Origin of the sequence: Aeromonas rivuli (genome assembly GCF_000820045.1) — a bacterium.
Lineage (GTDB): Bacteria > Pseudomonadota > Gammaproteobacteria > Enterobacterales > Aeromonadaceae > Aeromonas > Aeromonas rivuli.
In genome coordinates this window covers 54,302-75,528 of sequence record NZ_CDBJ01000001.1, presented here as the reverse complement: position 1 = coordinate 75,528, position 21,227 = coordinate 54,302, and the positions used below count along the sequence as shown (strand labels likewise).

Below are 21,227 nucleotides of genomic sequence, written 5' to 3'. Positions count from 1 at the left end.
TCGCCTTATGCTGAACTTTATGAAAAGCACGCCGCCCCAGCCGCTCATCCGTGATCAGGCAGAAATAGACGCCTGTTATCGTCACTGGCGCCTCCACATCTTGCTGACCATGTATCTGGGCTATGCGGTCTTCTACTTCACCCGCAAGAGCTTCAACTTCGCCATGCCGGACATGCTGGCGAGCGGCATCCTCGGCAAGGCCGACATCGGCATGCTGTGGACCCTGTTCTACCTAACCTACGGCTGCTCCAAATTCTTCTCCGGCATCATCAGCGACCGCGCCAATCCCCGCTACTTCATGGGGCTGGGGCTGATGGCGACCGGGGTCATCAATATCTTGTTCGGGCTCTCGTCGTCGCTCTGGCTGTTTGCGGCGCTCTGGGTTGCCAATGCCTTCTTCCAGGGCTGGGGCTGGCCCCCCTGCTCCAAGCTGCTCACCAGCTGGTATTCCCGCAGCGAACGCGGCGTCTGGTGGTCGGCCTGGAACACGGCCCACAACGTGGGCGGGGCGTTGATCCCGCTCATCGTCAGCACCATAGCCCTGCAGCACGGCTGGCGTTACGGCATGATAGTGCCTGGGATCATCGCCATCCTGGCCGGGCTATTTTTGTGCTGGCGGCTGCGGGACACCCCCAGTGCCATGGGGCTGCCCACGGTCGGGCAGTGGCGCCAGGACGCCCTGGAGATCGCTCAGCAGACCCAGGATGCGGGGTTCTCCCATCGCCAGATCCTGCGCAAGTACGTGCTCGGCAACCCCTACATCTGGCTGCTGGCCTGCTGCTACGTGCTGGTCTATGTGGTGCGCACCGCCATCAACGACTGGGGCAATCTCTACATGACCGAGCAGCGCGGCTTCAACCTGATGAGCGCCAACTCGGCCATCTCCATGTTCGAGGTGGGGGGCTTTATCGGCGCCCTGGTGGCGGGCTGGGGCTCGGACAAGCTGTTCAACGGCAACCGGGGGCCGATGAACCTCATCTTCGCGGTGGGGATACTGCTGGCGGTGGGATCCCTGTGGCTGATGCCCTTCTTCAGCTACGTGATGCAGGCGGCCTGCTTCTTCACCATCGGCTTCTTCGTGTTCGGTCCCCAGATGCTGATCGGCATGGCGGCGGCGGAGTGCTCCCACAAGGATTGCGCCGGGGCCGCCACCGGCTTCGTCGGGCTCTTTGCCTACATGGGGGCGGCGCTGGCGGGCTACCCCCTGGCCAGGGTGATGGAGATCTGGCACTGGCACGGCTTCTTCGTGGTGATCTCGGTGGCGGCCGGGGTCTCGGCCCTGTTGCTGCTCCCTTTCCTCAAAGCCCAGGCACCTCGCATCCTCGCCATTGACCGGGTTGAACCGGGTAATGGGGATCCAGACCCGGTTGCTGCTGCACGCCTTCAAGCTCAAAGCCCAGGCACCTCGCCAGCAGGGCACGGCGCCCCTGCTCGGTAACAGTTGACATAATGTAACTGTTTATTTATACAGTTATCTTGCGGCGAGCAGATGGCGGCTTGCCCCACTCCCCACGTCACCGAGAGATGAACCATGGAGACCTTTACCCCAAAAGCCGCACTGCGCCAGCAGATGAGTGAGCTGGAAACCTTGTTGGCCGAACTGGCCGCACAGTTGGAGCAGCTGCCCCTGCTGGAGGCTCAGGTCTACCCCCTGCCCCCTGTGCTGCAAGGCAAGGAGCATGAACCCATCAGCCAGATAGCGGTGGGGCAGCTGTGTGGTGAGGCCGCCCGCGAGGCGGCGATTGCCGCCTATCAACATCATGGCGCCCGCCCCGGCTGCTCGACCAAGTCCACTCAACGCCTGCCCGGCTGGCTGCGATTACCCGCCCGTTGCGCGGCCCAGCTCAGTCCCCTGGTGGAGAAGATCAATCATTGCAAGCAAGGCTTCAAGACGCTGGTGCAGCAAGCGGGGGGACGGGATGAGAAGTTCGAGCTGGTCCACGATGCCCTGCCCGGGGTCATCACCTTGCAGATCTATCGCCAGCTCACCCTGTTGACCGGGGAGCTCCACTCCTTCGGCTTCACCTGGGCGGACAAGCAGACCATCCGCCGCCTCGGCCGGGAGCAGGTGATCACCATGCTCGAGCGCAGCCGTCACTATGTGCCCATGCTGTCGAACCCGTCGCAGTGGCAGCAGATGGTGGATCAGGAGGTATACGACATCCGTCGCCTGCCCGCCGAGGCCGAGTTGCGGATCCGTCGCCCGGTCAAGACTCACCCCATGGTCAACCTGCTGTGGCGCGATCGCGAACCGAGGAAGCAACAGATCAAGGCGAGCCTGCCACTGCTGCTCTGCGCCGATGACTCTCCCCTCATCAAGCCGCTGGGTCACTATCCTCCCAAGCTGCGCCAGCCGAGGCGGGACCGCAAAGGGGGAGAGCGTCTCATCATCGATCGGCTGCATCTCTATGTGTATGAGCACCTCGACTAACGCAGCTCGGCCCTGCGGGTGCGGCGCCAGCCTGAGCCAGCAGGTTGTGCGGTTCGGTGACAGGGGCAAGAAGAGAGCTGTTGCGCAGTCGGTGGGCTGCCCGCAGACAGGCACTGACCGCAGGCGGCAGGCAACAAGGGGAATAAAAACGCCCCTTCTCTTTGGGAGAAGGGGCGTGATCGGCAGGAAAGGAGGCGAGTATCAGCCCATCAACAGGGCACGCAGACTCTCCACGTCCAGCCCTCTTACCTCGGACTGGCCGCTGAGCAGGCCATCGGCCAGGGCGCGCTTCTCATCGTGCAGGGCCACTATCTTCTCCTCCACCGTCTGTTCGCACACCAGGCGATAGACGGTCACCGGCTGGGTCTGACCCATACGGTGGGCGCGGTCACTGGCCTGATCCTCCACCGCCGGGTTCCACCAGGGATCCAGGTGCAACACGGTATCGGCCTGGGTCAAGTTGAGACCCGTCCCTCCGGCCTTCAGGCTGATCAAAAACAGCGGTACCGGCTCGTTGCGAAATCTCAGGATGGACTCCTGGCGCGACTTGGCGGAGCAGCCACCATCCAGATAGCAGTAATCCCAGCCCCGCTTGCCGATACGCTCGCGCAGCAGGCTCAGCAGATCGACGAACTGGCTGAACACCAGCACCCTGTGACCGTTGTCGATGGCCTCCCCAAGCAGGGCCATGGCTTCGTCCAGCTTGCTGTTGCTATGGGCCCACTCCGGCATGATGAGGGAGGGCGAACAGCAGAGCCGCCGCAGCCGAGTCAGGCCGCTCAGCACATGCATCAGGGCGCGGCCATCGGCGCTTTGCACCTGCTGCACCACCTCGCGCCTGGTCGCCTCATAGAGCTGACGCTCCTCGGCCGACAGACTGATGTGGTGCACTATCTCCGTCTTGTCCGGCAACTCGGTCAATACCTGCTGCTTGAGGCGACGCAGGATGAAGGGGCTGATCACGGCCCGCAGCAGCGCCATGTGTTCCGGATCCTTCACCGCCTTGCCAAAGCGACGCTTGAACTCGCCCAGGCTGCCGAGCAGACCCGGGTTGATGAAGGTAAACAGACTCCACAACTCCCCCAGATGGTTCTCGATCGGCGTGCCCGACAGGGCCAGACGAAAATCGCCATCGAGCTGGAACAGCAACTTGGCGCGCTGGGTACCGGCATTCTTGATCTGTTGGGCTTCGTCCAGCACCATGCTTGCCCAGCGGCGCCCCTTGAGCGCCGACGCCAGTCCGCCCAGCATGCCGTAGTTGACCAACACCAGCTGACCCGGCTTGGCCTCGGCGATCTGCGCCTCCCTGTCCATGCCTGGCTCGAAGGTCACCACTTCCAGCTCGGGGGCGAAGCGCGCCACCTCCTCTTGCCAGTTGGTGACCACTGACTTGGGCACCACCACCAGGGCTGGGCCCAGGTGCTGGCGCATACGCAGCACGATCAGCGCCTGCAGCGTCTTGCCCAGCCCCATGTCATCGGCGAGGCAGGCGCCAAAGCCGTGATGGGCCAGGGTCGCGAGCCAGCGCACCCCATCTTTCTGGTAGTCCCGCAGCGGGGTGAGCAGCTCAGCCGGACAGTCAACCTCCTGTTGCCACTCCGCCTGCAACTCCTGCCAGGCGCTGTCCCCTTGCGTGCTGATCACCGAGAGCAGGCGGGTCAGTGGATAGGCGAGCCGGGTGTTGACCCTCTGCTCTTCGTCGAGCATGGCCCCCAGCATGGTGAGCCGCTCCACCAGCTTGTCACTCAGCACCAGACTGGTCTGCTCGTCGAGCTGGACGGTTCGCTGGCCCGGGGTCAACTGGCGCAAAATGAGGCGCAGATCCAGGATTTCGTGTTCATCCAGACTGAGGCTGCCCTCAACCTGGAACCAATCCTGGCGCCGCTCGATACGCAGGCTCAGGGCCGCTTCATCCAGGCTCTTGAGGCGGGCGCTGTCCTGATGCCAGTGAATGCGTATCTGCTGCTCCACCAGCTCGGGCAAAGCATTGACCAGAGAGAGTGCCTGCTCCCCCTGCAACAGCCATTCGGTGCCGGGCAAGTCGATGGGCAGCTGATTGCGCAGGCTCTGGGCCTCGCGCTTCTCTTCCGCCAGATCTCGCAACCAGTAGAGTGACTCTTTCATCCCCTGGCGCACCACGGCCTCCCCCTTGCCCAGGGGCAAGGCGGGCATATCGTCAAGCTGAGTGACCAGCCTGACCGCAAGCTGGCCATCCTGCCAGTCGAGCTGGACCGACGCCAACCCAGGCCAGGACTTGAGCTCGACATTGCCTTGGAGCCCAGCCACCTCGCTGTGCCAGGGCAATCCAGGAATGGCGTTGAGTGTCTGTTGCAGGGCGGCGAGCCCCTCCCCCGGCAGGGGCGGGATCGACGCCAGAGCGGGCAGCAAGGGCTGCAGGCCAGGCGGCGTCAGCATCAACTGCCACAGATCCTGGGCCAGCGGCACTATGTGCGCTCCCTTGCTGGCCTGAGCCGGGCTCAATACGCCGCGCATGCCGGCGTCCTCTGCCACTATCTGCAGCAAGGGGGCACTCAGGGCAAGCTGCAGCTTCTGCCCCTTGGCGTTGAGCAGACGGGGATGCTGGGCGAGCACGGGCCAGAGTTCATCCGGCAAGCGGCTCATGTTGCGCGGCAGCAGCCGCACCAGCGCCCAATCCTCCTCATCGAGCAGGGCCGCATATTGCGTGGAGAGCAGACCAGGATCGACCCGGCGACCGGCGGTCCACTCCCCCTTGGTGCTCTGTTTCTGGATCTTGCATTCGAGCTCGGGCCCTTCTGCGTGCAGCAGCCAGACCAGCTGTTCCTTGTTTTTACGCCCCCCGCTGGCGCGCCCCAGCCCCTGCAGCCAGTTGAGCCAGCTGGCCGATGCGGCGCCCTTGTCATCGTCGTCATCCTCATCCCCCTGCCCGTTCAGGTCAGCGTTCAGGCGATCGAGGGGACCTTGCCTGGCCGCCTGGCCGAGCAATTGCCGCAGCAGATCCTGACAGAACCCCATCAGACGATGGCGAGGCGCCACCCCGAGCAGTGCGTCCAGATCCCACTTGTGCAAGATGGCGACTTGCGGGCTCTGGCCACCGTGGCGGGCCAGGGCACAGAGGTCGAGCCAGAGGTAGCCCCAGTGCAGTTCGTCGGCGGGCAGTTGCAGGGTATCAAACAGCCCCACCGCCTGACCGTGGCGATCCCCCGCCCATTGGGCGATCAGATCCTGCAGCAAGGGTTGCTGCTGACCCAGGCTGCGCTGCCACAACTTGCGCTGACTGCTGGCAAGTTCGGGGTCCGCCTGCTGCAACCAGCCAAGCCAGAGCAGCATCATGAAGTTGTGCGGATACTGGCCCTTGCCATGACGTGCCTGCCACCCATTGAGGGCACTCAGCAGCGCCTCCACCAGGGGGGCACTCCCCCCTCGCTCCGCCAGGGTCATCAGCTCGGGCCAGCCATTGGGGTGATCGGGGACACTATCTTGTAACGCCGCAAAGTCAGCATCCGCGTCATCACACAACCAGTGCCATTGGGCGGCCAGTTGCTGGTAGCAGGGCTGCAACTCGGCAACCACAGTCGCCTCGGCCAGGGGCCAGGGGCCAGGGGGGCAGTCCAGACTCGCCTGCAGGGCGAAGTGCTCGAGCAGGATGCGCTGCCACTGGGGGCTGGATCCTGAGAGCAGGGCGTGGGACTCGGGCACATCGAGCAGGGCCAGCAGATCGGCACCATTGAGATAGGCTGGCGGCTCGCCGTCAGCCCCCAGGCAGAGGGATCGCACCAGGGCCTGGACGGGATCCTGGCCGGTCAGGCTAGGCACCCGCGACCAGTCAGGCATGGGACAGCGTCCCTGGCGAACACCCAGAATGAGCGCCAGTGTTCCCTCGGCACTCAGGCTCCAGAGCTGTTCGCCCCGCAACCGGATCAGTCCCTCGTCGTGCAGTTGCGTCAACTTGTCGATCAATACCTGGCCCAGCGGCAGCTGTTCTTGCAGATAGCGGGTACTCACGGCACGCTGCAACTGCAGCTCGCCGAGCAAGGCATAACAATCTGGAGACAAGGTTGGTGCAGACATCAAGACTCACGCGAAGGAGCAAAAGCGGAATTTTACCGGGAAAGCGCCTTCGGCTCGACCCTTAACCATGAAATAACGCAAATTAAATGGCTTGCCACAAAATGCCCGCTCATCCTGAGAGGCGACTGCGCAGCCAGATAGCAAGCCTGTGGGGATGATGAAGGGATCAGGACGGAGCCTGTGAAGATAAGGGCAGTAGGGCGCGGCCAGGGCCGACAGACAATGCACCAGGGCTGGCCGCCTCTTGATGGCGGCGCCCTGGTGCATCAGAGAGTAAGGGACGATTAAGAGGTCAACTCATCCAGACGCGCACTCAGGGCGGCGACCTGGCCACGCAACTCGCTGATTTCCTCCTCCAGGGTTTCGACGCGCTCAGCGAGGGCTGCGTTGGAGCCGTTCGCCCCGCTGCCGCCAGGCTCGCGTCCTGAGTAGGCACTCACCTCGTCACTCGCGACCCCGCTCACCTCGCCACTGAACAGGTGGGCAAAGCGGGATTCGCGCTTGCCTGGTTCACGGGCCAGCTTGACCACATAGGGGCCCTGCTCCATCAGCTCATGCAACACGGCATCGACCTGGGTCACATCCTCGAACTGGCATAGCCTGTTGGTACGCGATCGCAGCTCCCCCGGCGTCTGCGGGCCACGCAGCAGCAGCTCGCAGACGATCCCCAGCGCCTGGGCATCGAATTTGAGATCGCCAAACTCGGTATTGCAGAACCTGTGCTGATAACGCGGCACCCGGGCGTTGAATCCGGCAGTATTGACCACCAGTCGCTTGCGGATCAGCTCGTCAACCACGGCGCGGATCTGCAGCTCTTCGAGCTCCAGCACCGGATCTCTGTTGCTCTTCTGGTTACAGGCATTGACCAGGGCATTGAGGGACAGTGGGTATTGATCCGGCGTGCTGATCTCTTTCTCGATGAGGCAGCCGATCACCCGGGCTTCTAATGGGCCTAATACCAACTCCATTGCAGACTCCCTTTATAAACAAGATATTGCATTCAGTGCCTTATCTTATCCCGCGGGAGCCCCCCGTCCAGCATGGCGCCCTGATTTTGCGATAACGCCATGGCCTTGGTGAAACAAACAGCAGTCTTGTCGACCAGGCGCCATCACTGGCTGGCTAGCCGCGCCGCATCAGTGAGCCTGCGTTGCCGTGGAGCTGGCAGAGACTGCGGGGCGCTTCTCCAACGCGGTGGCCACAGAGGTGGATTTGCCGCTCAGCAGCGGATCCGCCGGGTAGAGCAGCAATGCCTGCTGGCGCAGAGCCTTGGCCTCCTCCTCTCGCCCCAGGGCATTGAGGGCTATGACCATGTTGGCGTAGATGTTGACGCGGGGGGTATGGCGCACAAACTCTTGTCCCCATGCGAGGTAAGCCGCCAGCTCCTGCAGATTGTTGCTCTGCAAGCCCACCAGCAGGCGCACCGAGTTGACATCGAATTCGACCCGAGTCAGCCAGGCGAGGGGATTGACGACATCCAGCAACAAGGTGGGTTGCTTGTAGCCGCCCCGCTCATACTTGGTCACCACCCAGGCGGTGTGAATGGCGGTGAGCATGAAAGGTACCACCAGCAGGGGGATGCCGATGGCCAGAAAACGCAACAGCAACCAGGGACGGTAGACATGCTCACGCCAATCGGGCTCTGCGACTTGCTCCTCCACCTCACTGTCGAGCACGAAGATGAGCAACAAAAAGACCCACCAGTGGGCGATAGAGTGGTAGAAGGGATACTCGGTCTGGCTGTGCAGCAAGAGCGGGGTCACCAGGGCCAACAACGCCAACCCCTGGCGCCATCTTGCCTGACTCAAGCGCCACAGCAGTGCAACCCCCATCAGCAACATGCCCAGCATGGGGGCTATGCCCCCCTCCACCGCCCAGTAGAGAAACTCGTTGTGGGGATGATCCAGGTTGTACTCAATTTGCACCATGTTTGGCTGCAGCGCCTTGTCGGCCATGTAGTGATGCAAGAACACCGACTCAAAGCTGCCATAGCCCCAGCCACTCCAGGGCGACTGCATGATGAGCTTGATGGCATAAGGCCAGTAGATGGATCTCATGCCGCCGGACTGATAGACCTCCAGCCCCCGTTTGGCCCCGGCAATCAGGTATTGGGATAGCAATCCCAGCAAGATGCCGAGCGAGACCAGCAGCAATACCCGAGTCAGCTGCTTGCGACTCTTGAGCATGGGCAGCAAGAGCCCCAACCCCAGCAGGGCGCCGAGCTGGCCCACCCGGGATTGCAGCACGACCAGCAACAAGGGGCACGCCACCATAAGGCCATAGCGTAGCCCTTGAAGCCAGCGCCTCTTCAGCCGCCCCTCTCCCTCCAGCCAGACGGCCAGTACCAGGCCGGTGGCCATGAAGCTTGCCATCACATTGGCCTGCTGGAAGATGCCATAGGGGCGATTGGCTCGGGTGTCATAACCGAGCCAGTTACCCGGCACCAGCAGGTAATACTCTATCAACCCGAGAACAGCCTCAATCCCTACCGCGGCCAATACCAGATAAAGCAACTGCTCACGCCTATCTGCATCCAGCGCCCACTGATAGAGGCAAAATAGAAACAACAGGCCGGCAAAGAGCCCCAACAAGCGGGGAATGGCATAGTCCTTTAGCTCAAAACCGGGATAGGCCATGGGTAGCAGCAGCAGGAGAGCCCCCACCCAGAGCCAGCCCTGCAAGGATGACCAGACTAGCCGCTGACGCAGTGTGACCTGCCAGAGCCCCAGCCCAATGGCCAGGCTGGCAAACACCCAGCCCCAGGCATTGAACGGCAGGTAGAGCCCTGCACCGCCGGGGTTGTGCATGAAGAAATGCATGCCCAACAACAGATAGAGTGCGAAGAGTCCAAAAAATCCTTTTTCCAGCATCTGGCCAGCATCCTGAGATTGTCTATCCACCCAGCATAACCCTTTGTCTCAAAAAATAAAAAAGAGGGCCTAAGCCCTCTTTCATCATGCCGATATGGCGTTACTTGGCGCTGCCTTGTTCACGGAAGGCATAACGCACCAGCACTATGCCAACCCCCAGCATGCCACCCAGCAAGGTGGCCAATACCACAATCAAGGGGCGCTTGGGCTTGTCCCGGGACAAGGGCTCGCTGGGCGAGGCCAGATAAGCGAACGACTGGAACGGCAGCTCTTCGGGCTTGATGGCCTGGAGGCTGCTCAATTTCAGGCGCAGATCGCTCAGGGCCGGGTTCAGAATATCGGGGTTATTGATCTCCTTTAACACCTTGAGCTTCTCTGCCAGGGCACGGGAACCCCATTCGATGGCGAAGCCATCACGGGCATTGAGATTCTCAACAGGAACATCGATCCCGGCAGCACGGCTGATGCGCAAGCTGTATTGGGTGCGAAGGATATCGTCTTGCAACTGCTTGAGGGTATCGGCCCTGGCACTCTCATACTGAGTGTTCAGCGTCTTGAGCCGGTTCTGCCAGATGGTATCCAGCTCCTTGCCCTTTACCGCAGACTCCTGTTGCTGGATAAAGGCGATATATTGCTCCAGACGCTGCTTGGCCTGCTCGGCCGTGTCCGCGGCAAAGGAGATAATGACATCTTCACTCAGCTTGTCCGGGGCCTTGGCGTCTATCCCTTCGGCCATCTTCTTGAGCAGCAGGCGCTTGCCCTTCTCCTCGGTGACTTCAGATTGAGCCGCCTCTGCGTCGAGATAGCCCTTCTCAATCAAGAATTGGCGTTTGTTATTGAAGCTATTGAAACTATTGACGAAGTCACTGTAAAGCGCCTTCTTGTCGAAGGCGGTGAAGGCGGTCGCAGGTACCTGGGCGTTCATCAACTGATTGATGTTGAGCTCGAGGGACTCTATCTCCTTGAGAGTCGGCCGCTTGACCTCGGCCTGGCTGACCCAGACTTGCGGCGCAGTCAGCGCATAGGCGATACCACCAGCCGCAAACAGGGCCGCGATGCCGAGGATCAGTAACTTGCTGCGCCAGAGCATCACGATAAGCTCTCTCAAATCAATCTCATCACTGGGTCGGTTTTGAGACCAACCTGGCGGTAACGCAGTTTGCTGGGTAGGCAAGGTAGGATCTTGATTGCTCATGCTGTCACATTTCTCTTATTGGAAATTGGATTGGCTAATCGATACGGCAAGGGTTGCAGCGGTTCTGCCGGGATCAAGCTTGCTGATAGTAGTCACGATACCAGTCGATAAAGGTTTTGACACCTGTTGCCACCGTCATCTGTGGTTGATAGCCAACGGCATCGAACAGGCCCCGAGTATCGGCCCAGGTGGCATGCACATCACCGGGCTGCATCGCCATCATATTCTTGATGGTCGGTTTGCCGATGGCCTGCTCCAACGCCTCGATAAAATCGAGCAGTCGTACCGGGCTGCCATTACCTATGTTGAACAGGCGATAGGGGGCCGAGCTCTCATCCCTCGCACCTTGGCTGGCGGTCCACTCAGGGTTGGCAGTCGGCACATGGTCCGCCACCCGTATTATCCCCTCGACGATATCATCCACATAGGTAAAGTCCCGGGACAGCTGGCCCTGGTTATACACATCGATGGGCTCGCCCGCCAGGATAGCCTTGGTGAACTTGAACAGCGCCATGTCGGGTCGACCCCAGGGGCCATAGACGGTAAAGAAACGCAGGCCAGTGGTGGGAATACCATAGAGATGGGAGTAACTGTGCGCCATCAGCTCGTTGGCCTTCTTGCTGGCCGCATAGAGCGAAATGGGGTGATCCACACCATCCGTGGTGGCGAACGGCATCTGGTCGTTAAGGCCATAGACCGAGCTGGACGAGGCGTAGATCAGATGGCCGATACCATGATGGCGACACCCTTCCAGCACGGTCAGGTGGCCCACCAGGTTGCTGTCGGCGTAGGCAAAGGGGTTATCGAGGGAGTAGCGCACGCCCGCCTGGGCGGCCAGATGAACCACCCGCTCGAAGCCCCCATCGGCAAACAGCTGAGCCATGCCGGTACGATCGGCCAAGTCCAGCCGGATGAATCGAAAGCCAGGCAAAGGGGCCAACTGCGCGAGGCGAGCCTCCTTAAGGCTCACTTCGTAGTAGTCATTGAGGTTGTCGATACCGATCACCTCATGGCCGTCAGCGCAGAGCCGCTGCACCAGATGAAAGCCGATAAAACCAGCGGCGCCTGTGACCAGATACTTCATGGGAACACCTTCAATAGCCTTGGGATAAGCCCCATCCGAGGGTGCAGACAGGGCCTCAATAATTGTTCTCTATTTAGTCGCTACCAAACAGGTCCCGGGTATAGACCTTGTCTGCGACATCGCTCAGCTCGCTTGCCATGCGATTGGAGAGTATCACATCGGATATCTGCTTGAACTCTGCCAGATCGGTGATGACCCGGGAGTTGAAGAAGCTCTGCTCCTTGAGGGCAGGCTCAAACACCACCACCTCGATCCCTTTTGCCTTGATCCGCTTCATCACCCCTTGAATGGCAGAGGCGCGGAAATTATCGGATCCCGATTTCATGATCAAGCGATAGACACCCACCACTTTGGGGCGACGCCGGATGATGGAGTCGGCAATGAAGTCCTTGCGGGTGGTGTTGGCATCGACGATGGCCCGCACCAAGTTGTTCGGTACATCGTCGTAGTTGGCCAGCAGCTGCTTGGTATCCTTGGGCAAGCAGTAGCCGCCATAACCAAAGGAGGGGTTGTTGTAGTGAGTGCCGATCCGTGGATCCAGCCCCACCCCTTCGATGATCTGACGACTGTCCAGACCATGGGCCTGGGCATAGGTGTCCAGCTCGTTGAAGTAGGCCACCCTCATGGCGAGATAGGTATTGGCAAACAGCTTGATTGCCTCCGCCTCAGTGCTGTCCGTCAACAGCACCGGGACATCCTGCTTGACGGCGCCGCCTTGCAGCAGGGCAGCGAACCGCTCTGCCCGCTCGGAGCGCTCACCCACTATGATGCGCGAGGGATGCAGGTTGTCATGAAGTGCCCGCCCCTCTCGCAAGAACTCGGGTGAAAACATCAGGTTATCGCAACCAAGCTCTTCTTTGAGCGCCTTGGTATAACCCACGGGAACGGTCGATTTGATCACCATCACCGCCGTCGGATTGATGGCCATCACATCCCGGATCACCGCCTCGACCGAGCGGGTATTGAAGTAGTGGGTGTCCGCATCATAGTCAGTCGGGGTCGCTATGATGACAAAATCAGCCCCTTGATAGGCGTGATGCTTGTCCAGAGTAGCCGTCAAATTGAGCGACTCATGAGCAAGATAATGCTCCAGCTCGGTATCGGCGATAGGAGACTTGCCCTGATTGATCAACTCAACTTTTTCCGCCACCAGATCGAGGGCGACCACTTCGTTGTGCTGGGCAAGCAGCACGGCATTGGACAGGCCGACATAGCCAGTTCCCGCTACGGCAATTTTCACCATGGGTTACCTTATTGATTAAATTAAGGTTCTTATTTTGAATCAGTAATTGTGCCACAAAATTGCGAGTCGACCCTAACTCAGAATGGCGGGAAGAGAGGTGCATCAGCATCCTTGTCAGACAAGAGCAGCGGGATACCAGTCAAAATAGGCCAGTTAATAGCCAGTACCGGAGAGTCCCAACGAAAACCACACTCTCCCGCCGGAGAATAGTAATCACTGCATCGATAGAGGACATCGGCACCCTCGCTCAATACATAGAAACCATGAGCAAAGCCGGGGGGGATCCACATCTGGTGGTCGTTTTCATCGGACAGGATCTGGCCGACCCACTGCCCATATGAAGCTGAGCCCCGGCGCACATCGACTGCCACGTCGAAGATGGCCCCGCTGACCACCCTGACCAATTTACCCTGCGGTTTATCCATTTGGCAGTGGAGCCCACGCAGGGTGCCCTGCTTGGAGTGGCTGTGATTATCCTGCACCAGGGAATAGCGGCCACAGTGGCGCTCAAACTCATCCTGGCGCAGGGTCTCCATAAAATAGCCCCGTTCGTCCCTGTGACGAGCAGGGATAAGCAGTTTGACTTCTGGCATGGCAAGGGATTGATACTTCATCATCTGCCTTTAGAAAAACTCAGCGGGTGACTGACCCGGGCGGGATAAAGGAGGGGACAGCAGTTGTAGCAGGTATTCACCATAACCACTCTTGAGCAGAGGCTCCGCCAAGCTGGCAAGCTGCTTGTCACAGATCCAGCCCTGGCGCCAGGCTATCTCCTCCGGCGCCGCCACCTTGAGCCCCTGCCGCTTCTCCAAGGTTTGAATAAAACTGCTGGCCTCCTGCAAACTGTCATGAGTACCAGTGTCTAGCCAGGCAGAGCCCCGCCCCATCAGGCAAACATCCAGAGCCTTATCATCGAGATAACTCAGATTGAGATCGGTTATCTCCAGCTCCCCCCGGGCAGAAGGTTGCAAGCAACGTGCCTTGGCGCTGGCCTGACCGTCGTAGAAATAGATACCGGTAACGGCATAGTGGCTCGGCGGCTGCACGGGTTTTTCAATAAGCGTCTGCACTCGCCCCGCCTCATCGAAGCCGAGCACTCCATAGCGCTCCGGATCCTGCACATGATAGGCAAACAGGGTGGCGCCCTGACTCTTGGCGTTGGCCTGTTGCAACTGGCGGGGTAGGTCAGCACCATAGAAAATATTGTCCCCCAGAATAAGACAACAGGGGCTGCCTGCCAGGAAAGGTTCACCGATGAGCAGTGCTTGCGCCAATCCCTTGGGTGCTTCCTGCACGGCATAGCTGAAATGCATGCCCCACTGTTGGCCATCCCCCAGCAACAACTCGAAGCGGGGCAGATCCAGCGGCGTACTGATGATCAAAATGTCGCGGATCCCGGCCAGCATCAGGGTAGAGAGGGAGTAATAGATCATCGGCTTGTCATAGACGGGCAACAGCTGCTTGCTGATGACCAGGGTCGCAGGATAGAGCCGGGTGGCCGAACCGCCGGCCAGTATAATGCCTTTACGCTGTTCGGTCGATGAAGAGGTCAAAACCATTGAATTAACTTATTCCCTTGGTGAGCTGCCAAAGTGTTTCCTTCACTCCGTCCCGCCAATCTGGTAACGCGACGTCGAAGGTTGAACAAAACTTGGTCGTATCAAGGCGAGAGTTAAGCGGCCTGCTCGCTGTGGTGGGATAATTTTGGCTCTGTACCGGTTTTAGTTCGTTCAATGTGAATTCATATCCCAACTCCTTAGCCTCATCAAAGGTGAAGCGAGCATAGTCGTACCAGCTGGTCTCTCCTGTCGCCGTTACATGGTAGAGCCCACATAGTGCTGGATTAACCAAAGTCTGCTCGATCGCCCGTAAAGTAACTGCGCCCAGCATAACAGCAGAGGTAGGTGCCCCAATCTGATCACTTACGACAGAAAGAGACTTTTTTTCTTGCCCAAGATGTAACATGGTTTTTAAAAAATTCTGCCTATATGGACTATGTAACCAGCTAGTTCTGAATATCAGATGTTCGCAACCGCTTGCTAATATGGCTTGCTCTCCTTGCAACTTGCTCAATCCATAAACATTAAGGGGGGCAGGTTTATCCTCTTCTCGCCAAGGCTTTCTACCATTGCCATCGAAGACATAGTCTGTGGAAAAGTGCACCAATAGAGCACCGACCCGCCTGGCGGCTTCAGCCAATGCCGCCACCGCCTGCGCATTGATTTGATAGGCCAGCTCTGGTTCAGTTTCCGCTTGATCGACCAGAGTATAGGCGGCGGCGTTGATGATCACTCGTGGTCGTAGTCGCGCCACCAAAGCAACCAACCGTTCAGGTTGCAAATAATCGGCCTCCGTCCGCAAAGGTGCTAACGATGGAACAGATTCTAATCGTTGGCGTATTGCCCATCCGAGCTGACCATTACCTCCCAACAATACCAAGGGTGACGATTGGAAAATAAAAGGTGAAAGTAATTCAACGAGACTCATTGGTAATTTTTGGCCTTAGCTTTGCCAGAATACGCCAGATATTATTTAGCAACTGGTAATAGAGGAAAAACACCAGAACAAAAAGCAACAAACTAATCCACTCAGGCACACCACCATATTCAAGGGCAATACCCACGACAGCCAGCAATGTCGCAACACCGCAGATAACCACCAACGCCTGATGGGATGAGAGCCCGGCCCGCAAGCAGATATGATGTAAATGTTCGCGATCAGGCTTAAATGGTGAGGCACCTTTACGTATACGTCGAACCATAATGCAAGTCATATCCATCAGCGGGATGGCAATAAGCCAAAGCGCAGTAACAGGATTCATTTGTGCCTTGGGCCCTTGAGTTCCCTGCAACAATACCCAAATGACGGTAAAACCGATCAGCATGCTGCCCGCATCCCCCATAAAAACCTTTTTTCTCCCCCCAAAAGGGAAACCTAAATTCAGGCAGATATAAGGGATCACTACGATCATTATCAATATACAGAAGCGGGCTAACGGCAGTTGCCCATCAGCGTAGTGGATATAAGATAGCGCACCAAAGGTGACCATCGTCAACCCACCCAATAACCCATCGATACCATCGACCATATTAAACGCATTAATAGCACCAAGAACAGCAAAAATAGTAAAAATATAACCAAGAGGTCCCAGATTTATCTCATAACTAAATAGAATATAACCAAGACTTTTTAACGAAAGTCCAGCCGCAAAAATCATTGCACAAGAGATAAGAATTTGTACCACTAACCTGACACGATAATCAACGTCATACTTATCATCAATGGCACCCATCATCACCAAAACTGAGGCACAAAGCACATATACATCCGAATTAATAAGCAACTCTGGTTTAAACCAAAGCACCAGCATCAGAGTGAAATAAATTGAAATCCCCCCCACCAAAGGAACAAGCCCCTGATGTAGTTTTCGTTCATTCGGACGGTCAACCAGATTTATATTTTTTGCTAATTTTCTAAAAAAGAAAAGAATAACAAAAGAAACAAGAAAGAATAAAATATACTCCATCCAAAACTCCATAAGTATAAAATTATAATTATATGTTTGAGCCCTATAAAAATATGGGCTTCGAATATTTTAAAAAAATCGTTAGGTATCTTGCTTGGTCATAAGCTGACTATTCCCTTCCTTTCCATACTATTTTTGCATACTGTGGAGGCGTTGTTTCCCAAATCAGCCGTAAGAACGTAGCTTCCCCAGCCCCAAGTGACCGTTACACTTGGGGCTTTCTGACAGGCAGACCAAGGGTGTTCAGTTTGTTTATCGCACTCACATACGCCATCACTTCCCCCACCTGGCCGTTGTAGTTTCGCAGACTGATTTTTCCCACCATCAGCTGTTTGAACCGGCACATCGCCGTCTCTGCCAACGAGCGACAGTGATACCCCGATTTCTTCTTCCAGTACGCCAACCCTTCCTTGCGTATCACCAGCACCGCCTCATTTCTCGGATGTTCCTTTTCCCATAACCCCGCATTCTTGCGAGGCGGGATACAAGATGCCGCCCTTTTGCGCGCTATCAGCTGATGGCTGGCTTTGCTGTCATAGGCACCATCCGCATAAATGGTGCCCAGCTTTCGTCGCAGTGGATTGAGCAGCGTCGGCAGTACCTCAGCGTCATGAACGTTTTCCAGCGACACTTCTGCCGCCACGATATCGTGGGTCGCCGGGTCAACCGCCAGATGTAACTTGCGCCAGACTCGCCATTTCTCAGCGCCGTGTTTCCTGACTTTCCACTCGCCTTTGCCAAACACCTTCAGGCCAGTTGAGTCGATAACCAGGTCGGTAATCGTCCCTTTAGATGGGGGCCGATAGGCCACCTTCACCGTACGGGCCCGCTTGCTGACACCGCTGTAATCGGGGCGCACAGCGGCACATTCATCAACTCAAACAGAGAGTCAAATAGCCCTTGGGTGGCTCGCAGGGAGGGGCTGAAAATCCCCTTGAGCATCAAGAAGGTAGCGATGGTCTGGTCAGTGTAGAGCTGGCTACGTCCCCGTCGCCCGTGATGGTCGTGGTGGAACCAGTTGTCCATGGCGTCTGCATCAACCCAGAAGGTGAGAGAGCCACGAGAAATCAGAGACTTGTTGTATTGAGGCCAGTTGGTGATGGGGTGAAGCGACTTGCCCATGATGCAGACTTGAAGAGGATGGTGGTGATCAGATCACCACGCCTTCAGTTAGTTCCATTCAAACTGCATCGATTTGGGAAACAACGCCCATTAAAACACTAACAATGTTTTTAAAATCATACCGTCTGCAACTGCTCCAGCACAGTAAAGACCAACTGCTGGGCATGCTCTATATCACTGGCTTCGGCATAACAACGCAATTCTGGTGCGTTCCCAGAAGGACGTAGATGAATAATGCAACCATCACTCAAAGTAAGGCGTAGACCATCGGTGGTATCCATATTGATCACATACTGATCAGAGAAACCAAGTCGCAAGAGCAATACTTGGGGATCGGCAGATGCTTGAGTCAAAATACTCTGGCTACGTTCGCTGGAAAAATTTTTGATACGATCAGAATGAGTATACCGCGCTGGCAGTGTTGCCACCAAGGAAGAAATTGCCCCCTTGCCTGCTGCTACAAACAGCATCAAGAAAGGCAACACCGCATCACGAGTGGGTAACGCAGCTAAAGGCTGACCATTGATCTCGATATTACTCCCTAACAAAAAACCACCATTGGCTTCAAAACCAGCTATACATCGATAATTCTTAGCAAGTTCAGAAAATTCAGCTATTACATAAGGTGAGCCTATTTTAGTCAGTTTTATTTTATTAAAATACCCACAACTTGCAATCACTGTATTACTGCTCACAGGTATAGCCAGCGCCTCAATATGCAGAGCATAGGCACACAACAGCCCCAGAATATCACCACGCAACCATTCACCGAACTCATCAGCAACGAGTGGCCGATCACCATCACCATCAGTCGAAAAAATAGCATCGAGTTGATACTCGGCAGACCATCGACGAGCTCTAGCTTTATCATCCTCACCGACAGCTTCCGTATCGATAGGCACAAATTGATCGCTACGCTCGATGCGGATTACTTCAGCCCCCAAGGACTCAAATAGCGGAGCATAGAGATCACGGCCTGCACTGGAGTGTTCATAAACACCTATCCGTTTTCCTGCTAAAAAATCAGCCGAAAATAAGGAGCGATAACGTGAACAATATTCCTTACCCGCCTGTAGATTAGCCACTAACTCAGGGAGTGCTGGCAATGCAGAAAAATATACTTCTGATGCCAAAATTTTTTGTTCGTCGGTTTTAGTTATTTCCCCATCTGGGCGATAGAATTTCAAACCATTACGATCAAACGGAATGTGGCTACCAGTGACCATTATACACGGCATATTACCCTGCATCGCCTGATAAGCTAGCGCAGGGGTCGGGATTATTCCGTAGTAAATAGGTTCAATACCTACCTGCTGCAAAGCAACTGCACAGGCTTTCGCCATGGCATAACTACTTGGGCGATTATCAATTGCCAGAGCTAATTGGTTAACATCAAACTCATTACGCAGTACAGCAACAAAAGCATGGGTAAAGGCTGCGCACACTTCGGGTGTAAAATCCACCACAAGACCGCGAGCACCACTGGTACCAAAGGCAACATTACTATTGGCAATAACTTGTTTAGTAATCATAGATTAGCAGCTCGATAAATTTAGTTAAAATACTGATGTATTTTTGTTAATCGCTTCATAAATAACGCCAATGGGAAAAATACACCATTACGACGCATAATAACCACCTCTTCCTTTATCTTTCTCTTGATATTTAGAAGTGTATTATTACTAGCTCCACCTACCCGCATTTTTATAAGCACTTGTGGCAGGTATACTGCTTTTAAATCTCCACTACTAAAATAACGTAATATAGAGTCATAATCAGAAGCTATAGGATATTCCAAACTAAAATTACCCAACTTTTCATACATGGCTTTAGTCATATAGAATGTAGGGTGTGCAGGCATCCACCCAAACTGTAATTTAACTGGTCTAAAATAGCCGCTAACCCAATGCCGAACAACTTTATTTGTATTATTTTTCTCCACATAATCAAGATCAGCATAAACTGCATTATGATCACCCGAAGAGAAGATTGACACTAGTTTTTCCACTGAGTCTGATGAGGCAAAAATATCATCTGAATGCAGGAAACCAATAATATTTCCGGTAGCAATCGCAATGCCTTTATTAAGCGCATCATAAATTCCACGATCGGGTTCAGATATTATTTTGCTAACTCTGCTACATTGTTCCAAAATGACTTCAAGTGTATTATCCTGTGAAGCACCGTCAACAATAATATATTCTATATCCGGGTAGGTTTGGCATTCCAGTGACGCTAAAGTATCGCGAATAGTCGCCGCACTATTATAAGTTGCGGTAATAATACTAACCTTCATCAATAACCCACCCCAGTCGATGGTACTCGTACAATATCATCTTCCGCAAGATAGACACCGGTTCTCACCTCAATCATCTCCAAGGGTATTTTCCCAGGGTTTTCAATGGCATGGGCAACACCGACAGGAATATAGGTTGATTCATTCTCCGACACGATATAGGTATCATCACCACGAGTCACTCGTGCCGTACCTGAGACAATCACCCAATGTTCGGCGCGATGATAATGAATTTGCACTGCTGTTTTTTGGCCGGGTTTCACCATCACCTGCTTAACATGATAACGCTGTCCATCAGCAATAGCATCGTGGCTACCCCAAGGGCGAAATACTTCACGGTGCTGCAACTGCTCTGGGCGATTAGCCGCCTTTAATTGGTTAACAATCCCTTTAATATCTTGCACCCGATCTTTATGGGCAACCAACACAGCATCTTTGGTTTCTACCACAACCACATCATTGAGCCCCACTGTGGCGGTTAAACGATGCTGGGCATAAATAAAGCTGTTATGGGTCTGCTCGGTTAATACATCGCCTTGCAACACATTACCCTGAGCATCTTTCTCACTCACTTCCCACAAGGCAGACCAAGAGCCCACATCGCTCCACCTGGCATCTAGTGGCATCACTACCGCATTGGCAGTTTTTTCCATGACGGCATAGTCAATGGAATCATCCGGGCAGGCGGCAAAGGCATCCGGATCAAGCCGGATAAAATCGAGATCGTCCTGCGCTAACTGCAATGCCAGCTGACACTGCTCAAGCATCTGCGGGCAATGCTGGGCAAGCTCGTGCAAATAGACCGACGCCTTGAATAAAAACATGCCGCTATTCCACAAATAGCGACCATCTGCCACATATTGCTGCGCCAGTTCAAGGTTGGGTTTTTCGACAAAGGCTGCAACCGTGCTTGCCCCCTGACCGGCGACATCCCCTTGCTGGATATAGCCATACCCGGTCTCTGCCGCTGTGGGCACAATGCCAAAGGTCACCAGTTTGCCCTGCTCGGCCAGTGGCATGGCCGCTTGCACCGCTAGGCAAAATGCCGCTGGCTGCGCAATCACATGATCGGCGGCCAACACCAACAGTAAGGGGTCATTACCATTGGCGCGAGCATGCAGTGCAGCAATAGCCACAGCAGGGGCGGTATTTCGCCCAACCGGCTCTAAGGCAATGCCACCGTGTGCCAGTGTGGCCTTGCGCAACTGCTCGGCCACGATAAAACGGTGCTCCTGATTGCAGATGATAAACGCCGGCTGATGGGCCAGAGGGGTGAGACGCTGCAAGGTCTCTTGCAGCATGGTGGCCGAACTGGTGAGCGATAAAAACTGCTTGGGGAACAGGGCCCGCGACAAGGGCCACAAGCGAGTACCCGAGCCCCCGGCCATTACAACTGGCAATAACATGGCA

General features: G+C 56.0%; 14 protein-coding genes and 2 pseudogenes. 2 read left to right on the top strand and 14 right to left on the bottom strand.

The features are described from left to right. Positions 1–7: 7 nt before the first annotated feature. A pseudogene (locus BN1130_RS00300) lies at positions 8–1,318 on the top strand (MFS transporter); the annotation flags it as partial. A 213-nt stretch (positions 1,319–1,531) separates the two neighbouring features. Beyond that, a complete protein-coding gene (locus tag BN1130_RS00295) occupies positions 1,532–2,431 on the top strand; it encodes a DNA replication terminus site-binding protein (protein ID WP_042039546.1) in 900 nt (299 codons plus the stop codon). 201 nt (positions 2,432–2,632) lie between these two features. Here the strand turns inward: BN1130_RS00295 and BN1130_RS00290 are convergent, their stop codons facing one another. From BN1130_RS00290 to BN1130_RS00230, 14 genes and pseudogenes are all read right to left on the bottom strand, one after another. Next, positions 2,633–6,481: a DEAD/DEAH box helicase gene (locus tag BN1130_RS00290; RefSeq protein ID WP_042039545.1), complete on the bottom strand. Its 3,849-nt coding sequence runs from the start codon at positions 6,479–6,481 to the stop codon at positions 2,633–2,635. A gap of 284 nt (positions 6,482–6,765) precedes the next feature. Further along, on the bottom strand, positions 6,766–7,449 hold the full coding sequence (locus BN1130_RS00285; protein ID WP_042039543.1) for a YceH family protein: 684 nt from the start codon (positions 7,447–7,449) through the stop codon (positions 6,766–6,768). A 168-nt stretch (positions 7,450–7,617) separates the two neighbouring features. Then, positions 7,618–9,351, bottom strand: a complete 1,734-nt coding sequence (locus BN1130_RS00280; RefSeq protein ID WP_042039541.1) for a PglL family O-oligosaccharyltransferase — start codon at positions 9,349–9,351, stop codon at positions 7,618–7,620. A 100-nt stretch (positions 9,352–9,451) separates the two neighbouring features. Then, on the bottom strand, positions 9,452–10,459 hold the full coding sequence (locus BN1130_RS00275) for an LPS O-antigen chain length determinant protein WzzB (RefSeq protein ID WP_042039540.1): 1,008 nt from the start codon (positions 10,457–10,459) through the stop codon (positions 9,452–9,454). Between the two features lie 160 nt (positions 10,460–10,619). Further along, positions 10,620–11,630 carry an NAD-dependent epimerase gene (locus BN1130_RS00270; protein WP_042039539.1) on the bottom strand — a complete coding sequence of 337 codons (1,011 nt, stop codon included), beginning with the start codon at positions 11,628–11,630 and terminating at the stop codon, positions 10,620–10,622. Positions 11,631–11,703: 73 nt separating this feature from the next. Beyond that, positions 11,704–12,873 (bottom strand): nucleotide sugar dehydrogenase, encoded by a 1,170-nt coding sequence (locus BN1130_RS00265; protein ID WP_442316535.1) that lies wholly within the window; start codon positions 12,871–12,873, stop codon positions 11,704–11,706. Between the two features lie 77 nt (positions 12,874–12,950). Beyond that, positions 12,951–13,487: a dTDP-4-dehydrorhamnose 3,5-epimerase gene (gene rfbC, locus BN1130_RS00260; protein WP_042039537.1), complete on the bottom strand. Its 537-nt coding sequence runs from the start codon at positions 13,485–13,487 to the stop codon at positions 12,951–12,953. 9 nt (positions 13,488–13,496) lie between these two features. Further along, on the bottom strand, positions 13,497–14,432 hold the full coding sequence (gene rfbA / locus BN1130_RS00255) for a glucose-1-phosphate thymidylyltransferase RfbA (protein WP_042039536.1): 936 nt from the start codon (positions 14,430–14,432) through the stop codon (positions 13,497–13,499). A 4-nt stretch (positions 14,433–14,436) separates the two neighbouring features. Next, on the bottom strand, positions 14,437–15,360 hold the full coding sequence (gene rfbD, locus BN1130_RS00250) for a dTDP-4-dehydrorhamnose reductase (protein ID WP_042039535.1): 924 nt from the start codon (positions 15,358–15,360) through the stop codon (positions 14,437–14,439). After that, entirely contained in the window at positions 15,347–16,399 is a 1,053-nt protein-coding gene (gene wecA, locus BN1130_RS00245) for a UDP-N-acetylglucosamine--undecaprenyl-phosphate N-acetylglucosaminephosphotransferase (RefSeq protein ID WP_157013826.1), read from the bottom strand. Before wecA ends, rfbD begins: the two co-directional genes overlap by 14 nt. 205 nt (positions 16,400–16,604) lie before the next feature. Beyond that, a pseudogene (locus BN1130_RS00240) lies at positions 16,605–17,521 on the bottom strand (IS5 family transposase). Positions 17,522–17,637: 116 nt separating this feature from the next. Beyond that, entirely contained in the window at positions 17,638–19,053 is a 1,416-nt protein-coding gene (locus BN1130_RS21435) for a phosphomannomutase (RefSeq protein ID WP_084218081.1), read from the bottom strand. Between the two features lie 20 nt (positions 19,054–19,073). Further along, the gene (locus BN1130_RS21430; RefSeq protein ID WP_084218080.1) at positions 19,074–19,817 is read right to left on the bottom strand and encodes a glycosyltransferase family 2 protein; all 744 of its coding nucleotides are present in this window, start codon (positions 19,815–19,817) and stop codon (positions 19,074–19,076) included. Further along, a complete protein-coding gene (locus BN1130_RS00230; protein ID WP_042039532.1) occupies positions 19,817–21,223 on the bottom strand; it encodes a mannose-1-phosphate guanylyltransferase/mannose-6-phosphate isomerase in 1,407 nt (468 codons plus the stop codon). Before BN1130_RS00230 ends, BN1130_RS21430 begins: the two co-directional genes overlap by 1 nt. Positions 21,224–21,227: the final 4 nt, after the last annotated feature.

Bases quoted from the DNA above. Each gene is read 5' to 3' on its own strand.
- BN1130_RS00295 (WP_042039546.1), top strand. From the start codon at position 1,532: ATGGAGACCTTTACCCCAAAAGCCGCACTGCGCCAGCAGATGAGTGAG.
- BN1130_RS00290 (WP_042039545.1), bottom strand. From the start codon at position 6,481: ATGTCTGCACCAACCTTGTCTCCAGATTGTTATGCCTTGCTCGGCGAG.
- BN1130_RS00285 (WP_042039543.1), bottom strand. From the start codon at position 7,449: ATGGAGTTGGTATTAGGCCCATTAGAAGCCCGGGTGATCGGCTGCCTC.
- BN1130_RS00280 (WP_042039541.1), bottom strand. From the start codon at position 9,351: ATGCTGGAAAAAGGATTTTTTGGACTCTTCGCACTCTATCTGTTGTTG.
- BN1130_RS00270 (WP_042039539.1), bottom strand. From the start codon at position 11,630: ATGAAGTATCTGGTCACAGGCGCCGCTGGTTTTATCGGCTTTCATCTG.
- BN1130_RS00265 (WP_442316535.1), bottom strand. From the start codon at position 12,873: ATGGTGAAAATTGCCGTAGCGGGAACTGGCTATGTCGGCCTGTCCAAT.
- rfbC (WP_042039537.1), bottom strand. From the start codon at position 13,487: ATGAAGTATCAATCCCTTGCCATGCCAGAAGTCAAACTGCTTATCCCT.
- rfbA (WP_042039536.1), bottom strand. From the start codon at position 14,432: ATGGTTTTGACCTCTTCATCGACCGAACAGCGTAAAGGCATTATACTG.
- rfbD (WP_042039535.1), bottom strand. From the start codon at position 15,360: ATGAGTCTCGTTGAATTACTTTCACCTTTTATTTTCCAATCGTCACCC.
- wecA (WP_157013826.1), bottom strand. From the start codon at position 16,399: ATGGAGTATATTTTATTCTTTCTTGTTTCTTTTGTTATTCTTTTCTTT.
- BN1130_RS21435 (WP_084218081.1), bottom strand. From the start codon at position 19,053: ATGATTACTAAACAAGTTATTGCCAATAGTAATGTTGCCTTTGGTACC.
- BN1130_RS21430 (WP_084218080.1), bottom strand. From the start codon at position 19,817: ATGAAGGTTAGTATTATTACCGCAACTTATAATAGTGCGGCGACTATT.
- BN1130_RS00230 (WP_042039532.1), bottom strand. From the start codon at position 21,223: ATGTTATTGCCAGTTGTAATGGCCGGGGGCTCGGGTACTCGCTTGTGG.